Origin of the sequence: Coprococcus sp. AF102-57, assembly GCF_027686195.1 — a bacterium.
GTDB lineage: Bacteria > Bacillota > Clostridia > Lachnospirales > Lachnospiraceae > Allocoprococcus > Allocoprococcus comes.
In genome coordinates, this window is record NZ_JAQCSY010000002.1 from 240886 (window position 1) to 258115 (window position 17230).

A 17230-nucleotide genomic window follows, 5' to 3' on the forward strand; every position below is an offset into this window, starting at 1 on the left:
TTCTTGCTAAATAAGTTCATTCAGAATCGAATGCCCGATCGTTCCTTCCGGCATTTTTACACCAAAATTATCTGTGACCGTTGCCCCGATCACTGCAAAGGTATTTTCCTCCATAATCACGCCACCCTCATCCATCTTTTTGGAATACGCCAAAAACGGTACATATTCCCGTGTATGATCGGTTCCTGTGTAGGTCGGATCGTTTCCATGATCGGCGGTAATAATAAGAAGATCATCCTCCCGCAGATCATCCAGCAAAATTCCAAGATTTTTATCAAATCTCTCAATCTCATGTCCGTAGCCAACCGGATCGCGCCGGTGTCCCCACTGTGCATCAAAATCAACCAGATTTACAAAGCACAGTCCGTCAAAATCTTTTTTGCAAATCTCAATGGTCTGCTCCATTCCATGCACGGAGCTGTTGGAATGATACGATTCTGTAATTCCTTCCCCGCAAAAGATATCATGGATCTTTCCGACTGCGATCACATCCTTTCCCGCATCTTTCAGTGCGTCAAGTGCAGTCTTTCCGGTCGGCTCAAGTGCATAATCCCTGCGGTTGCTGGTTCTTTTAAATTCACCCTTTTTCTTTCCTACATACGGTCTTGCAATGACTCGTCCCACGCGCCATTCATCCTTCATCGTGATCTCTCTTGCGATCTCACAACACCGGTACAGATTTGCCAGATCAAATGTCTCTTCATTTCCACAAATCTGCAATACAGAATCCGCAGAGGTATAGACAATCATTGCACCTGTTTCAATTTCTTCTTCCCCAAGTTCTTCAATGATCTTTGTTCCGCTCTCACTACGGTTTCCAATCACTTTTTTCCCGCAACGTTTTTCCAGTTCTGCAATCAGTTCCGGTGGAAATCCATGTTCGGTAAAGGTTTTAAATGGTTTTTCTGTATAAATCCCCATCATTTCCCAGTGTCCGGTCATCGTATCTTTTCCGTTACTCGCCTCTTTCAGTCTGGTAATTTTTCCAACCGGATTCTCTATTCCATACATCTTTCCCCCGGTGTGCAGATTCAGCATACCAAGTTTCCGAAGATTTGGAATCTCCAGTGTTCCCATTCTGTCTAAAATATGACCAAATGTATCTACATCCCTGTCGCCGAATTTCTCAGAATCAGGCATTGCGCCAATTCCGAGCGAATCCAGAACGATCACAAAGATTCGTTTATATATTGTTTCTTTCATTTACCGATCCTCTTTGATCAACTTTCTGATGGCTTCCACTGCCACCTGTACTGCCATATCTGTATCATGTACTACCGGATTTTCAAGTCCCAGTTTTTCTCTTTCCTGATTTGCCATTACAAGGAAACACGCACCCACGCGTACATGAAGCTTTGCTGCCACAATGTAAAGTGCTGCCGTCTCCATCTCTGATGCCAGACATCCCAGTTTCTTCCAGGCTTCCCATTTATTGATCAGTTCATAACCTGCCGGCATCTTCTCCGGCTCATGCTGTCCGTAAAATGCATCTTTTGACTGTACCACTCCGGTATAAAATTCACATTCCTTTTCCTTCGCAGCACTGACCAGTGCGTTCACCACCATAAGGTCTGCCACTGCCGGATATTCGATCGGCGCATATTCTTTGCTAGTCCCTTCCATTCTGACAGCCCCCGTAGCAACTACAATATCCCCACTTTTTACTTCCGGCTGTATCCCACCGCAGGTTCCAATCCGTACAAACGTATCAGCTCCACATCTGGCTAATTCCTCCATCGCAATTGCTGCTGATGGTCCCCCAATTCCGGTAGATGTGACACTTACCTTTACGCCATCTAAAGTTCCTGTATAAGTGATAAATTCCCGGTTATCCGCAATCATCACCGGATTGTCAAAATACTGTGCTATTTTTTTGCAGCGCTTTGGATCTCCCGGGAGAATGACATAACGGCCGACTTCCCCGTTGGCCACCTGAATATGATATTGTCTGCTTATATCCTTTGAATAATTCTTCATCGTATCCACCGCCTCTCTTTTGTTATATTATACTATAAAAGACCAGGAAGTTCACCAACACTTTGTGGAAAGTATTTCCAAATACAGAAAAAAAGCCTGCCCATTCAAACCTTTTCGCATAAGCGAAAATGGGAATCTGAATGGTTCAGGCTTTTCCGGGTATCTACAGCAAGATTATTTTGCCAGTTTCATCATAATTTCATTACTGCGTTTCACAAATTCTGTCATCTCTTCCGGGCTGAGTGGCTTGTGTGCCAGCATTGCCAGGTCATATAACTGATGGCAGAACATTTCTGTATTTTCGCCATCTTTATGTGCTACAACATATTCTACCAGCGGATGATTTGCATTCAGGATCAGGGTTGCATTTGTTCCGAACATAGACGGATCCATGCCTGACATTCCATACATCTTCATCATTTCCTGCATACGGCGTGATTCTTCGGAAAGTGTAATCATAGATGCCACATTTTCATCTTTCATCTTTTCCACTTTTACTTCCAGTTTGTCATTGCCAAGTGCTTTGCGGAAGATTTCGACCAGACTGTCAGTTTTTTCTTTGAATGCTTCTTTTTCTTCTTCAGATACATCTTCTTTGAAGTGGTCAGTCAGATCTGCATCGATTCTCTGGAACTTGATATGTTCGTTCTTCTGTTCCATCTGAGTAATAAATGGAGAATCAATATTATGTGACAAGATCACTGCGTCCAGTCCCTCTTTTTTGAACATATTGATATACTGGCTCTGCTGCTGTTCATCTGTTACATAGTAGATTGTTGTCTTCTCTGTTTCTTTCTTTTCTGCTGACTGCTCTGCATTTTCACCCTCGGTCTTTTCCTCCGGTTCTGCTTTTCCGCCATTTTTTTCGATGCATTCTTTGAGTGTCATATACTTGTGATCCAGGTTCTTGAACAGAACATAATCGCTCATCTTCTCGCAGAATTTTTCATCTTTCAGGCAGCCGAATTTGATAAATGGGCTGATGTCATCCCAGTATTTCTCATAGTTTTCTTTATCTGTCTTGCACATTCCTGAAAGCTTGTCAGCAACTTTCTTGGAAATGTATTCGGAGATCTTCTGTACGAATCCATCATTCTGCAGTGCGCTTCGTGATACGTTAAGCGGCAGATCCGGACAATCAATGACTCCTTTTAATACCATCAGGAATTCCGGAATAACTTCTTTGATATTGTCTGCGATAAATACCTGATTGTTGTACAATTTGATGGTTCCTTCAATGGAATCGTATTCGGTATTGATCTTAGGGAAGTACAGGATACCCTTTAAGTTGAATGGATAATCCATGTTCAGATGAATCCAGAACAGCGGTTCTTTGTAATCCATAAATACTTTCCGGTAGAAATCAATATAATCTTCTTTGCTGCATTCGTTTGGATGCTTTGTCCACAGCGGTGCCGGATCACTGATCGATACCGGACGTTTCACGATCTTTGCTTTGTCGGATGCCGGTGAAACTTCAACCATTTCTTTTTCACCGTTCTCATTTTCTTTTTCTTCCATCTTGGCGTCTTCATGGATATGTTCAACAACCGTATCGGTATCCAGGACTTCATCCTCCGGGATCGTCTCATATTCCGGTTCTGCATTTGCTTTGGATACAAAAATCTCTACTGGCATGAATGAACAGTATTTTTCAAGGACTTCGCGGATTCTGTATTCATTTGAAAATTCTACACAATCTTCGTTCAGGAATAAGGTGATTTCAGAACCAACTTCCTCTTTATCCCCTTCTTCCATCTCATACTCTGTACCGCCTTCACTTACCCAGTGTACCGGTTTTGCACCTTCTTTATAAGAAAGGGTATCAATATGAACTTCATCAGCTACCATGAAGGCAGAGTAGAATCCAAGACCGAAGTGTCCGATCATATCGTCCTCTGTTGTCTTATCTTTGTATTTGTTCAGGAATTCGGTTGCTCCTGAAAATGCGATCTGTGTGATATATTCTTCTACTTCATCAGCAGTCATACCAAGACCATTATCGATGAATTTCAAAGTCTTCTCTTCCGGGTTTACAATAACCTGGATCTTTCCTTTATAATCATCCGGAAGTGTATATTCTCCCATCATGTCCAGCTTCTTTAATTTTGTGATCGCGTCGCATCCATTGGAAACAAGCTCTCTTGCGAAAATATCATGATCAGAATATACCCATTTTTTGATAATCGGGAAAATATTTTCGCTGCTGATTGAAAGACTACCTTTTTTTGCTGCCATTTTTATCACTCCTAAATTTCATATTCTATCTTTTTACGGTTTCAAATACCGTATTTTTCTGTCTATGAAATATCTTAATACCCTGATTTCTAAATGTCAATAGAAAATTAGCACTCTTTTGACAAGAGTGCTAATAATTCTGTGAAGAATATAAACTTTCTGTGAAATATATTTTCCGATTCTTTGTGTACCGTCTATAAGAAATCTCTGACATACACTTGCAAAAGCTTTTACTCCACGCTCTTCAAAGATTCCACCATATCGATCTTCTTCAGCTTGTAGAACATTACCCAGTTTACAAATAAAGAAAATGCTACAGTAAACAAGAAACTGTACAGATAACTCTGCCAGTGTATCTGACGTCCGAACATCGCCTCTTCCACCTCAACCGTCAGGATGATATACCGGTGAAGCAGATTACCAAGCACCATACCCACAACCGATCCAATGATCGTCAGCAGGATATTCTCTCTGTATACATAAGAGGCAACCTCTCCGTCGTAGAATCCCAGAACCTTCAAGGTTGCAAGCTCTCTCTGACGCTCGGTGATGTTGATATTGTTCAGATTGTACAGTACCACAAATGCCAGCATTCCGGCAGATACGATCAGTACCACGATGACCAGATTCAGGCTTCGCAGCATGTCATCCAGCCTTCCTTCAATACTGCTGGTATAACTTACATTCAGTACTCCATCCATCGACAGAAGCTTTGTTCCGATCTTCTCGATCTGATCATCCTTTCCGTCCTTTGCACTGTAGATGATCGTGTTATATTCTGCCGGTACACCATATAATTCCTCGTATTTTTCCGGTGACAGATACAGGTAATGGCTCATATAATTCTCGCAGATGGCGCCAACCGTCACCGTCTGGTCTCCCCTGTCCTCGTCCTCGATCGTAAGCTCATCTCCCACCTTTACATTCAGAAGGGATGCCATTTTCTCAGTCAGAATCACTTCGTCTTTTTTCAGTGAATAAACCTCGTCCTTATTGGTCCTGCTGTGGAAGCTTAAAAAGTCCTCAATCTTTTCATTATCCGATGGCACCATCAGATAAAGTGTCTTTTTACCGGATGCAGATTTTACATCGGTCTTCTGCATCCGCGCTTCGATCGTCTCTTTTATATCTGCATTCTGATCCAGATAATCATGGAGCTGTTGTCTGTTCTCTTCGGATATGTCGTCACTCATGTAGGTTGCCGCATCATAGAACTGCACCTTCTCATACTGCAGGCTGACGATCTCATAGATACAGTCCTTCAGTCCGAATCCGACTACCATCAGTGCCATACAGCCTCCGATTCCGAAAATGGTCATAAAGAATCGCTTCTTATACCGGATCAGATTCCGCACGGTCGATTTCCATGTAAAATTCAGATGCTTCCAGATAATTCCGATCCGCTCCAGAAGAATCCGCTTCCCCTGCTTCGGTGCTGCCGGACGCATCAGCTCTGCCGGTTCTGCTGCCAACTCTTTATAGCAGGATGCGATCGTTGCGATCAGTGTACATGCCACTGCGATTACCGAAGCCTGGAGTGCATAGCTCATATGGTACGGTACCAGGATCGCCGGCAGATGCTTATACAGGATCATATAAGCATAAATAATGATAAACGGCAGGATCTTTTCCCCGGCCAGTACTCCGAAAATACTTCCGCCAAGCGTTGCAATCAGAGCATAACCAATGTATTTCCCTGCAATTGCAGCTTTTCCATAACCGAGAGCCTTCATCGTTCCGATCTGTACACGCTGTTCCTCTACCATTCGTGTCATCGTTGTCAGACTGATCAATGCTGCCACCAAGAAAAAGAGTACCGGGAACACTTTTCCAATAGAACGCATGCGGTCTGCATTATCTCCGTATCCTTGATATTCCGTCAGTGCATCCTCTCTCGTCTGCACATACCACTTCGGATTTTCGATTTTTTTGATCTCAGCCTTTGCATCTGCAATCTGCTGCTTTGCATCCGTCAGCTGCTTCTCTCCATCTGTAATCTTTGCCTGTCCGTCCGTGATCTGTTCTTCCGCTTCTTTTGCTGCCTGCTCATATTTACTCCGACCATCCGCAAGCTCCTGTTCACCGGATGCAAGTTGTGCTTTACTTGCATTTAAAGCGTCCTCTTTTTCATTCAGAAGTGCCCATGCAGACAAGATCTGTGCTTTTCCGTCCGTAATCTGAGATTTTGTGCTGTCAAGCTGGGATCTGGCTGCTGCGATCTGACTCTTGCCGTCTGTAATCTGCCTGCCTGCACTTAACAGCTCTTCTTCCTGTGCGGCAAGTGTCTGCTCCTGCCCAAGAAGTGCAGCCTCTTTTTTATCCAATTCATCTCGCTGCGCAGTCAGGCTGGTGATCTGGGCATCCAGATCTGCTTCTGTGGTAAAACCTGCCTGTGCTAACAGTCCGCTCTTTGCTGTTTCAAGCTGTGTCTTCTGCGCCTGTATACCGGCAAACTGTGCGTTTAAATTCTCCCACTTATTTACATAAGCCTGCTGTTCTTCGTTTCTGTCTTCTTCTGGAATTTTTACATATTCCTGATATACATCGCTGTCCATTCCGTCCAGCTGCTTCTGCACTTCCGCCATCCCCGAATCGCACTGGCTGATTCCATCTTCAATTCCATCCAGCCCGTCTCTCAGCTGCTTAAGCGGTGCCAGACCTTCGTCCAGCTGTTTCTTCCCATCTGCAATCTGCGTCCTGCCTGCTGCAATCTGCGCTTTTCCAGCCGTAATGAACGGCATATATTTTGCATAATTGCTCAGATACGTCTGCTCTGCTGCCGCAAGCTCCTGTTCTTTCTGATCCAGCTGTGCTTTTCCGGATTCATACTGTGCCTCCGCTGAATCAAGCTGTGCCTGCTTATCATTCAGCTGCGCTTTTGCATCAGCAAGCTGCGTTTCGCCATCTGCGATCTGCTGCTTTGCATCCGCAAGCCCTGCTTCTCCATCCGTAAGCTGCTGCTTTGCTTTTTCCAGTTCTTCGGCTGCCTTGCTTTTCCCACTCTCCAGCTCTTTTTTCGCATCCTCCAGTTCCTGCGATTTTTCATTCACTGTCTTCTCTGAATCAGCAAGCTTTTCATTTGCCTCATCTACGATTTCCTGTTTGCGGACTGCACAGCGTTCTTCTTCGATTGCACTCACGGCTTCCTTTGCTGCATCCGACAGATTATTGTATTCATCAGTAAATGCCGTTTTCTCTTCTGCACCGCTCACCTTCACATAAGCTTCCGTATAAACATCCATGTCAAAAGAAGCTTTATCCACTACAACAAATCCACTGATCTCTCCGGTTCCGATCGTACTGCTTCCTCTTCCAAATGAAATATACAGCGGACTGTTCCCGATTCCGACAATCTTGTATGTATCTGTAACCAGTGAATCCGTCAATGCCTCTCCATCGCCGGAATGGAAAGTTACCGTGTCGCCAACCTTCAGGTCTGTATAGCTCAGAAAATCTTCATCCACCAGACATTCTCCGGCTTTTTCCGGCAGCCTGCCTTCCACAACCGAAACCTGATTAAAATTCTTCTCCTTGCTCAGCATATGGACAACCTTTTCATTGTCTCCAACCGGGCAAAGCACGTCTTTGCTGTATCCGCCTTCTACAGCTTCAATTCCCGATACTTTTCCAATCGCTTTGATATCCGCTTTGGTAAGTCCCATGGTTCCCATTACCTTCAGATCCATCAGCTCTGAATCATCGAAATACTGATCTGCAGTGATCCGCATACTTGGCTCTGATGCACGGATCCCCGAATAAAATGCGACACCCAATGCTACGATAAAAAAGATTGATACAAACCGTCCCATCGTCTTTTTTATCTCTATTATAAAATCTTTGCGTAAAATATTTTTCTTCATCGGTCTTTACGTCCACCTACCATTCAATCGTCTCTACCGGAACCGGTCTCTCATTCAGCTTCATGCTTCCGACTTTTCCATTCTTCATCTTAATTACACGATCTGCCATCGGCGTGATCGCTGAGTTGTGTGTGATCAGGATCACTGTCATCCCTCGTTCACGACACATATCCTGTAAAAGCTTTAATATTGCCTTACCGGTATTGTAATCCAACGCCCCTGTCGGCTCATCACACAAAAGAAGCTTCGGGTTCTTTGCCAGTGCACGCGCAATCGATACCCTCTGCTGCTCCCCACCGGAAAGCTGTGCCGGGAAATTCTTCATACGGTCTGCCAGTCCCACTTCCCTAAGAACCATCTCCGCATCCAGCGGATCCTTACAGATCTGCAGTGCCAACTCTACATTTTCAAGCGCCGTCAGGTTCGGAATCAAGTTGTAAAACTGGAATACAAATCCAATATCATCCCTTCTATAGGAAGTAAGCTGCCTCGGCGAATACTTTACAATATTCTTTCCATCGATCCAGACCTCTCCACTTGTTGCCGTATCCATTCCCCCCAGAATGTTAAGCACTGTCGTTTTTCCCGCACCACTTGGACCTACCACAACTGCAAATTCACCTTTTTTTATCTGAAAATCAATTCCATCTGCTGCGGCAATCTCAACTTCACCCATACGGTAAATCTTACGGACATCCCGCATTTCAACAAATTCTTTCATCATCTTTCCCCCTTATCTGTAAAATTTTCTGCTTTTTTTTAATTTTAACATATTGGAAAAGCAAATCAAATATGAAGTCGTAAGATTATAAAACTTTCACATTTTCCATTTTTCACACCGTTTTTGGCTATATTGCACAATTTTACAGTATCATTTTTGTAACATTTGTCTTTTCTGCGAATTTACAGAAGAGGATACACATGGTATTATAATATCAAGTTAAGGATAGCACTTAACGAAACCAAATAAGACGTTTTCAGTATTTTGATACTTTTTATTTTCATTTCTCCTTTAATGAAATTACAGAAAAAGAGCTTACGACATTTCCCCCGATCATATGTCGCAAGCTCTTTTTCCATTATCTGAATCTTTCCGGCATTCACAAATAGTATCCTCCTCTGTTTTTCCCACCCTGCTTCCGGAATATACTTTCAAAAATTACAGTTTTCCTTGTAACTTTCTGTAACTTCTTGTTAATTATTAGACATTATATATTTTCACCGTTAAAATTTCCTTTTTTTACATTCTTTTGTCAATCTTGTTTTGCACTTCGTTATTTTGCACAATTTTATTTTAACTTTGCAGTTCTTTTAGTTTTTTTTGCGAATATACAAAACTCCCTGCAAATGCTATTATAAAAACAAGTTAAGGATAACACTTAACTGAACAAAATAAGACGTTTTCAGTATTTTGATACTTTTTATTTTCATTTCTCCTTTAATGAAATTATTGGAAAAAGAGTTTACGACATTTCCCCCGATCATATGTCGTAAGCTCTTTTTCTATTTCAGGATTTTCATATCGGTCTCCTCATGTTCGAAAAATTTTTTATATTGACATTTATAATAAGCATTCATAATTCCTTCTTGAAAACACATTTGTTCTTATACAAAAATCATTTGCACTCATTTTTTTTGCATTTATGCAAATTTTATTATCAATTTCCAAATTCCAAATAACCTTTTGTATAAATTGATTTTACCCCTGTTATTTTGCACAATTTTATTTTTCAAAGCTTTTTTCTTTTGTTTTTTTTGCGAATATACAAATTCCAAGCCTCTTGGTATTATAATATCAGCTTGAAGATAACAACTAGATAAGAATTCCTCGGTGGGGCGGCATCTTAGTCAGTCACAATTGCCCCACTTGATTAGGAATCAAAACCAAATAAGACGTTTTCAGTATTTTGATACTTTTTATTTTCATTTCTCCTTTAATGAAATTACAGAAAAAAGAGTTTACGACATTTCCCCCGATCATATGTCGTAAGCTCTTTTTTCATTCTACCCAACTCTTTTTCCATATATATTTCGCAGGATAAAAATCCCACTTTATTCCATCCGCCAACTAAATTATTCAAAACTTCTTTCTTATAAACTTTTACCACGTTTCCAGGCGTCAGCATTCATTTTTTCGCCTCTCTTCTGTAGATCGCTACATGGTTCTGTCAAAAGAAAATGGAAATGTCAACACGGCATTTCCATTTTCTTTCAAAGCTATTTTTCTGTCTTTATACATTTTCTTGCAAGAATACAGATCACGATGGTAATGGCCATATCCGGGAGTGTATTTCCAAGCGGAATATCCACATTCATCAGAATACGGTAAAGTATAAAACCGATCACCCAGATTACACCATTCATGACATCCAGAGATACTTCCAGGCTGTCCTTTCTCTTCAGAATGAAGAAATCCGCAATCTGGATTGCGATCATCGGCGCGAATACAGAACCGATCAGGTACAGGAAATCGGTAATGTTGTCCATCGGATAAATGATTGCTCCGATCATTCCGATCACAGTTACAACAATTGCTGCATATTTCCCATTGATTTTTGAAAATACTGACTCTGACGAAATTCCTGCTGAGTAAGCATCCAGGAAAGTTGTCGTAACGGTAGAAAAGACAATGATCAGAAGTCCTGCTATTCCAAGTCCGGCCTTCACCATGATATTTGCAATATCAGACTCTCCTGTGTAAATTGCGGCGTTCATACCGATCACATACATCCAGCAGCTGACAACTCCATAAACAACGGCACTGACTGCGGTTGCTTTTACCGGTTCTTTTGCTTCTCTTGTATAGTCACTGATCAGTGGCAGCCAGGAAAGTGGCATGGCTACGGAAAGCTCTACCGCTGCACCAAACGTCATGGCATCTCCGCCTGCGCCTGCTACCGATCCGTCACCAAAGATCACTCTGCTGAGCACCAGTGTCAGGATAAATAAAGCAGCCATTGCAACCGTATTGATCTTGCCAAGATTTGTGATTCCGATCACAATCCATAAAATGATCAGTGCACCGATCACAAGACACCATATCCATCTGCCGGTATGAAGAACACCATTTGCCGCAAGTGCCCCATCATAAATCATAATCGCTGTCCAGCCAACCAGCTGTAGCACATTCAGGAAGGAGAAGAATACTCCTCCCTTCTCGCCAAAACTCATTTTTACTGTTTCCATTGCACTTCGTCTGGTCTTTCCACCAATTACTCCGGCAAGGAAAAGCATCATGCATCCTATAATGTGACCAATAATAATCGCCAGAACTCCTTTTCCGAATCCAAGCGGCGCAAAGTAAGTACCGGTCAGGATTTCTGCAAGGGACACGCCTGCCCCAAACCAGATCAGTCCATTTTCAAAGATAGAGGTTCTCTTTTCATTCATACTTCTATTCCTCCACTTTGCATTCTGTATATTCATTTTTAATTGCAAATCCGTGATTCATCGGACCGCTGCCTTTACCAAGATCCAGCATTGCTGCAAGTGCTCCGGAAATATATTTCTTCGCACGTTCTACTGACTCATCCAGATCATATCCTTTTGCAAGATTTGATGCGATCGCACTGGATAAAGTACATCCTGTTCCGTGCGTATTCGGATTGTCGATCCGCTCTCCGTAGAACCACTTATATCCACCATCTCTCCACAGCAGATCATTGGCATCATTCAGCTGATGCCCGCCCTTGCAAAGAACTGCACAGTGATATTTGGTGCTGATCTCTTCTGCTGCTTTTATCATATCCGCCTGTGACTGGATTTTCATACCTGCAAGTACTTCTGCTTCCGGGATATTCGGAGTCAGAACGGTTGCCATCGGAAGCAGGCAGCTCTTCAGCGCATCAATCGCTTCCTCGCTGATCAGTCTTGCTCCACTTGTTGCTACCATAACCGGATCAACTACAATATTTTTCGCATCATATTCTTTTAATTTGTCTGCGATCTTTGTAATCAGACCACTTGAAGATACCATTCCAATCTTCACTGCATCCGGGTAAATATCCGTGAAAATATTATCCAGCTGTTCTCCTAGGAATTCCGGCGTTACCTCCATAATTCCGGTAACTCCGGTTGTATTCTGTGCAGTAAGAGCCGTAATTGCGCTCATAGCATAGACTCCGTTACTGATCATTGTTTTGATATCTGCCTGGATACCTGCTCCTCCGCTTGAATCGCTTCCTGCAATTGTAAGTGCTGTTCTCATTTGACTCTCTTCCTCTCTTTTTCCATAATTCTAAATATTTTGTAACTGTTCAGAGCCAAGCAAAATTTCATAAAACAGGTGTAAAATGCTTGCATTTTTAAGACTGTTTTTGAAATTTTATTTGGCGGATACGCCACACCAACGAAATGCGTAGCATTTTGGAGGTTGACTCTGAACAGTTACAATTGAAATAAAAAGAAACACCTGCCATGCACAAGTGTCTCTGAAAAAATCAATATGACTTCCTGCAACGGCATGATCCGTATCAGGTAAAAAGGGGCGATGCTCTTTTGCTTCCTCTCAGTCTGCCTTTCACCGGCTCCCCACGTCTTTATTATTCTGTCTCTCCAAGTGTTGTCTGCTTTGTAACTCCTGTTAGACTCTCTCTGGTTCTGGATAAGCCTCTCCAAAAGTTTCAACAGTCACTTTTTTCATCTTCTGTTCTTCCAGCGGTCTGTCACTGTAGTCTGTTGCCGTCTCAGCAATTTTATTTACAACATCCATACCTTCTGTAACTTTACCAAAAGCTGCATATGCGCCGTCAAGATGTGGTGAAGTCTTATGCATGATGAAAAACTGTGATCCTGCCGAATCCGGATGCATTGCACGCGCCATAGAAAGAACGCCCGGTTCATGCTTCAGATCATTTGCAAAACCGTTCTGCTTAAATTCTCCTTTGATACTGTATCCAGGACCACCCATTCCGGTTCCATCCGGGCATCCACCCTGGATCATGAATCCACTGATGACACGGTGGAAGATCAGTCCATCATAAAATCCCTTATTTACAAGAGATACAAAGTTATTTACTGTATTCGGTGCGATTTCCGGATATAATTCCGCTTTGATCACATCGCCATTTGCCATTTCAAATGTTACTACTGGATTTGCCATTTTATACAATCTCCTTTTCATTGATTTCTCTACCTATTGTAACGGAACTTTTCTCGTCCGTAAATAGTTTTTAGAAAGTCTTTATACATTTTCCAGATGATATCCGATCACCAGAAACCAGTGCCAGATAAAATCCTCAAACTTCTCTTTATTCTCATGCCGGAGCATCAGATGCTTTCTCCTCCGGTTTCAGTGTCGATAAAAACACAGCAGCCAGAATGATAACACCACCAAGGCACTCTCTGAAACTTGGAACTTCTTTCAGAAACAGAAATGCGCTTAAAGTCCCATACACCGGTTCCAGTCCGGATAAAATTCCGGCAATCCTTACCTTCACAGTCCGAAGTCCACTGATAAATAAAGAATGTGCAACTGCTGTAAAAATAATTCCAAGCATCATCAATACGCCTGCATCTGCAAGTGTAATCACCGGCTTCAACACAAACATCATTGGGATCAACACGATCGTTGCGGTTCCCTGTTCATAAAGCGACACCAGTGTTGCCGGATATCTGCTGGAAAAACGACGGTTCATCAGTGACAATATTGCATAGGTAAATGCACTCAGAAGTCCCCACAGAACTCCCTGTGTAATCTGATTATCCATCTGAAATGCGGGTACGATAAAGAATACTCCGACCAGCATCATCAGTGTACAAAACACATCCGATTTCTTCAGTTTTTCATGGAACAGGTATGGCTCCAGAAAAATAACAAATACCGGAAAAGTTGATACCGTAAGCGTACCAACTGCAACCGTCGAACTCTGGATCGACTGCATATAACTACTCCAGTGTATTGCTAAAACTGCACCTGCTCCGACCATCCACAAATAATCACTTTTCTCCTCCAGGCGAATTTTCTGCTTTTTAAAACGCAGAAAAATCCAGAGGAAAATAGATGAAAAAAATACCCTTCCAAGCACGATGATCACCGCAGGCAGATCCACAAGCTTGGCAAACAGTCCGACAAAACCAAACAATGCCACAGCAACATGTACTGAAATTAAACCTTTTCTCTGACTCTCCTTCATATGAAAACCTTTCTCTATTCAGGCTGATCTACCCGGAAATGTTCCATTAAAATCGGCATATATTCCTTACTGTATTCTCCAAGCGAATAATTTCCTCTGTTCAGACACCAGTCTGATACCAGTGCCCGCTCACAGAGTGAATAATACTTGGTAATCTCCTGGATACTCTTCTCTCTGCTGATCTGATTTCGCACATGTCCCTCTTCTATGATCCTGCTGATCAGCTTGTAATAAGTACGGTTCTGATCCAGAAGATTCCTGTCTCCCTTGGCAATCAATTGTGTTGAATATAAGGATGATAACAATGCTACATCAATCTTTTGCTCCATAAATGAATGCGACCGGTAATTGAGATACATCAGTTTATCAAAACTGTTCATTTCCGGATCCAGTTCATCTTCAAGCTTTGCATAATTCTCATCCAGAATAGTTGACAATGTATCAAGCAGAGAATCTTTGCTGCTGAAATAATAATAGAATGATCCTTTTGATGTCTCAGAAAGACGAATGATATCATCTACTGTCGTATCATCATATCCTTTTTCATAGAACAATTCCCATGCGGCATCTACAATCCGCCGCTTTACATTCTGTTTTGCTGCCATCTATCTACCTCCTATGGTATCATGTTCCACGCGGAGCGTTTTTTATTATCAGGAAAGACCTTTCTTAACAGATAAAAAAAGACCGGCTGCGTCATACGCCCCGGTCCTTTTCAGGTTTACGTGGACATGTTTTTCCCCGTAAACAAGTATATCGTATCTACATTCCTTTTGCAACATCAACACAGGCCTTCATTGCATCAATGACTGCACTTCTGAATCCGTGTTCTTCCAATACACCTACGGCTTCAATCGTTGTTCCTGCCGGTGAGCATACCATGTCTTTGAGTTCTCCCGGATGCTTTCCTGTTTCAAGAACCATCTTCGCACTTCCAAGAACTGCCTGTGCTGCAAATTTGTATGCCTGTGCTCTCGGCATTCCTTCTGCAACAGCGGCATCTGCCATTGCTTCGATAAACATAAATACATATGCCGGTGAACTTCCGCTTACTGCAACAACTGCATCCATCATATGCTCTGTCACAACTTCTACCTTACCAAATGCAGAAAGGATCTTGCATGCATAATCAAGTTCTTCTTTTGTTACATGTTCATTCGGTGTGGCAGCTGTCATACCTTCTCCAACCATAGCCGGAGTGTTCGGCATTGTACGAACAATTTTAACATCTTTTCCAAACTGTTCGGCAAGCCATGCAAGTGTCTTTCCTGGTGCAATCGTGATAATAAGCTGTTCCGGTCTTACCAAATCTTTTACTTCCTGAATGACATCTGCATAAAACTGTGGTTTTACAGAAAAAATAACAACTTCTGACTTTTCAATTACTTCTTTATTGCTATCAGTAACATTGATTCCATAAAGTTCTTTTACTTTTTCGCGACCTGGTGCAAAAAGATCTGCTCCGATGATTTCTTCCGGTTTGAATACGTTACTTTTAATAACGCCTCCCATAATTGCTCCTGCCATATTACCTGTTCCGATAAATCCTAATTTCATAGTCTTTCTCCTCCTGATGAACTTAAAACCTTATACATTTTCATTTTGTATACAATCATTTAATTTGTATACAAATTTCTTTCTGCATTCAATGTATCACTTCCTATGTTTAAAGTCAACATTTTCACAATAGAAAATGCCGTTTTTCGTCGAAAATACATGCACTATTGTATACATTCATCAGTCTGTACTCTTATATTAAACGCAACTTTACATATACCTAATTTTATTTTTTACAAACCCCGTTTTAATGTGTTATACTTAATATATTCACCAGACAGAGGGGGATTTCACATGGCTGAAAAAAAGAAATCACTTGCCGATCAGGCTTATGAAATTATCAAAAATAACATTATGAATCTGACTTATCCACCAGGAATGCCTCTTACAGAAGCACTTTTGACAGAAGAGCTCGGTATGAGCCGTAATCCGGTACGCACTGCACTCAAAATGCTGCAGTCTGAAGGTCTGATCGTTACCGATTATTATAAATCTATGACTGTAAAAGAAATCACTGATAAAGATATCAATGAACTTTATCAGCTCCGCGAACTCTTAGAGGGCAGTGCATTTAAACTAATCTTTGAAAGTGGAAAAGCGGAAGAATATTCCTATCGAATTGAAGAAAAAGTGGTACATATGTGTGCGGTTGCTTCCGATGTTTATGAGTGGGAGCTTGCTGATACGCAGATGCATCTGGAAATCGTCAACATTTTCAATAATGACCGGATCACCAAATTCTACGAATCCAATTTATCAGAGCTGGTAAGAGTGGGTATGTATTCGCTGAAAAACGGCATGCGGATCGTTCCAACAAATGAGAATTTGAAAAAAATGGTTAAATATATGCGTAAAAATGATTATGAGCGGGCTTTTGCAATTCTGAAAAAAGATCATTTTATGCAGGGAAAAGACAGCGCCATGAAAGAAGAACTGAAAAACGAGTAATCTTCATTTATAAGATATTAAAGGAAGTGCTAACACATGATGAAACTAGAAACTCCAATTGGAGAATTTACTACTGACTCTTATAAAATTCCTGCGGAAGACACTTTGGCTGTGTCTCCTGCAATCATTTCGTTCTCTTCTGATGATTACAAAATCATCACCATCGATCAATTTATCCAAATTGGTACAGATGTCTATACCCCTCTTTTACATCAAAATTGTATGTCTCCTGATCAAAAAACCATCTACCCACTGACTATCGAACAGCATGATTCAGACCGGATTACTCTTTCTGATCATTATCATTCTATAATTTTAGAGCTCAATAACTTACCGAATCTGCAGGTAAAGCCGTGGTATCCTGTTATTAAAAAAAAGAACTGCATACCATGTACAAATTGTGGAAGATGCAGCTGGTAGTCTGCATCTTTATTAAACAGCATGAATGACTCTTCTGCATTTTTTTCCAGGCTGATCACCTCTGAGCAATAAAAAAACTGCAAACCCTTACGGTCT

At 41.7% G+C, this 17230-nt stretch carries 13 protein-coding genes; 2 read left to right on the forward strand and 11 right to left on the reverse strand.

Annotation, left to right across the window (positions count from 1 at the left end; genetic code table 11):
* Positions 1-6: 6 nt before the first annotated feature.
* The 11 genes from PGZ10_RS02530 to proC form a co-directional block, all read right to left on the reverse strand.
* Entirely contained in the window at positions 7-1203 is a 1197-nt protein-coding gene (locus tag PGZ10_RS02530; RefSeq protein WP_270540616.1) for a phosphopentomutase, read from the reverse strand.
* Positions 1204-1977 carry a uridine phosphorylase gene (udp, locus tag PGZ10_RS02535; RefSeq protein ID WP_270540617.1) on the reverse strand — a complete coding sequence of 258 codons (774 nt, stop codon included), beginning with the start codon at positions 1975-1977 and terminating at the stop codon, positions 1204-1206.
* A gap of 174 nt (positions 1978-2151) precedes the next feature.
* The gene (gene htpG / locus PGZ10_RS02540; protein ID WP_022220840.1) at positions 2152-4215 is read right to left on the reverse strand and encodes a molecular chaperone HtpG; all 2064 of its coding nucleotides are present in this window, start codon (positions 4213-4215) and stop codon (positions 2152-2154) included.
* Between the two features lie 230 nt (positions 4216-4445).
* Positions 4446-8075 carry an ABC transporter permease gene (locus tag PGZ10_RS02545; protein ID WP_270540619.1) on the reverse strand — a complete coding sequence of 1210 codons (3630 nt, stop codon included), beginning with the start codon at positions 8073-8075 and terminating at the stop codon, positions 4446-4448.
* Positions 8076-8091: 16 nt separating this feature from the next.
* On the reverse strand, positions 8092-8796 hold the full coding sequence (locus tag PGZ10_RS02550) for an ABC transporter ATP-binding protein (protein ID WP_022220838.1): 705 nt from the start codon (positions 8794-8796) through the stop codon (positions 8092-8094).
* Positions 8797-10292: 1496 nt separating this feature from the next.
* Positions 10293-11465: a putative hydroxymethylpyrimidine transporter CytX gene (cytX, locus tag PGZ10_RS02555; protein ID WP_117556773.1), complete on the reverse strand. Its 1173-nt coding sequence runs from the start codon at positions 11463-11465 to the stop codon at positions 10293-10295.
* A 4-nt stretch (positions 11466-11469) separates the two neighbouring features.
* A complete protein-coding gene (gene thiD / locus PGZ10_RS02560; protein WP_270540621.1) occupies positions 11470-12282 on the reverse strand; it encodes a bifunctional hydroxymethylpyrimidine kinase/phosphomethylpyrimidine kinase in 813 nt (270 codons plus the stop codon).
* A 375-nt stretch (positions 12283-12657) separates the two neighbouring features.
* Complete coding sequence (locus PGZ10_RS02565) at positions 12658-13176, reverse strand: peptidylprolyl isomerase (RefSeq protein ID WP_022220834.1); 519 nt, start codon at positions 13174-13176, stop codon at positions 12658-12660.
* A gap of 154 nt (positions 13177-13330) precedes the next feature.
* A complete protein-coding gene (locus tag PGZ10_RS02570; RefSeq protein WP_117835506.1) occupies positions 13331-14209 on the reverse strand; it encodes a DMT family transporter in 879 nt (292 codons plus the stop codon).
* Between the two features lie 14 nt (positions 14210-14223).
* Positions 14224-14814: a TetR/AcrR family transcriptional regulator gene (locus PGZ10_RS02575; protein WP_022220832.1), complete on the reverse strand. Its 591-nt coding sequence runs from the start codon at positions 14812-14814 to the stop codon at positions 14224-14226.
* Positions 14815-14971: 157 nt separating this feature from the next.
* Complete coding sequence (gene proC, locus PGZ10_RS02580) at positions 14972-15766, reverse strand: pyrroline-5-carboxylate reductase (RefSeq protein WP_022220831.1); 795 nt, start codon at positions 15764-15766, stop codon at positions 14972-14974.
* Positions 15767-16060: 294 nt separating this feature from the next.
* Between proC and PGZ10_RS02585 the strand changes: the two genes are divergently transcribed.
* Entirely contained in the window at positions 16061-16714 is a 654-nt protein-coding gene (locus tag PGZ10_RS02585) for a GntR family transcriptional regulator (RefSeq protein WP_270540623.1), read from the forward strand.
* A gap of 36 nt (positions 16715-16750) precedes the next feature.
* Entirely contained in the window at positions 16751-17134 is a 384-nt protein-coding gene (locus PGZ10_RS02590; protein WP_173686898.1) for a hypothetical protein, read from the forward strand.
* Positions 17135-17230 lie beyond the last annotated feature (96 nt).

What these genes read in the sequence shown, in the direction of transcription:
- PGZ10_RS02530 (WP_270540616.1), bottom strand. Translation starts at nt 1,203, where the DNA reads ATGAAAGAAACAATATATAAACGAATCTTTGTGATCGTTCTGGATTCG.
- udp (WP_270540617.1), bottom strand. Translation starts at nt 1,977, where the DNA reads ATGAAGAATTATTCAAAGGATATAAGCAGACAATATCATATTCAGGTG.
- htpG (WP_022220840.1), bottom strand. Translation starts at nt 4,215, where the DNA reads ATGGCAGCAAAAAAAGGTAGTCTTTCAATCAGCAGCGAAAATATTTTC.
- PGZ10_RS02545 (WP_270540619.1), bottom strand. Translation starts at nt 8,075, where the DNA reads ATGAAGAAAAATATTTTACGCAAAGATTTTATAATAGAGATAAAAAAG.
- PGZ10_RS02550 (WP_022220838.1), bottom strand. Translation starts at nt 8,796, where the DNA reads ATGAAAGAATTTGTTGAAATGCGGGATGTCCGTAAGATTTACCGTATG.
- cytX (WP_117556773.1), bottom strand. Translation starts at nt 11,465, where the DNA reads ATGAATGAAAAGAGAACCTCTATCTTTGAAAATGGACTGATCTGGTTT.
- thiD (WP_270540621.1), bottom strand. Translation starts at nt 12,282, where the DNA reads ATGAGAACAGCACTTACAATTGCAGGAAGCGATTCAAGCGGAGGAGCA.
- PGZ10_RS02565 (WP_022220834.1), bottom strand. Translation starts at nt 13,176, where the DNA reads ATGGCAAATCCAGTAGTAACATTTGAAATGGCAAATGGCGATGTGATC.
- PGZ10_RS02570 (WP_117835506.1), bottom strand. Translation starts at nt 14,209, where the DNA reads ATGAAGGAGAGTCAGAGAAAAGGTTTAATTTCAGTACATGTTGCTGTG.
- PGZ10_RS02575 (WP_022220832.1), bottom strand. Translation starts at nt 14,814, where the DNA reads ATGGCAGCAAAACAGAATGTAAAGCGGCGGATTGTAGATGCCGCATGG.
- proC (WP_022220831.1), bottom strand. Translation starts at nt 15,766, where the DNA reads ATGAAATTAGGATTTATCGGAACAGGTAATATGGCAGGAGCAATTATG.
- PGZ10_RS02585 (WP_270540623.1), top strand. Translation starts at nt 16,061, where the DNA reads ATGGCTGAAAAAAAGAAATCACTTGCCGATCAGGCTTATGAAATTATC.
- PGZ10_RS02590 (WP_173686898.1), top strand. Translation starts at nt 16,751, where the DNA reads ATGATGAAACTAGAAACTCCAATTGGAGAATTTACTACTGACTCTTAT.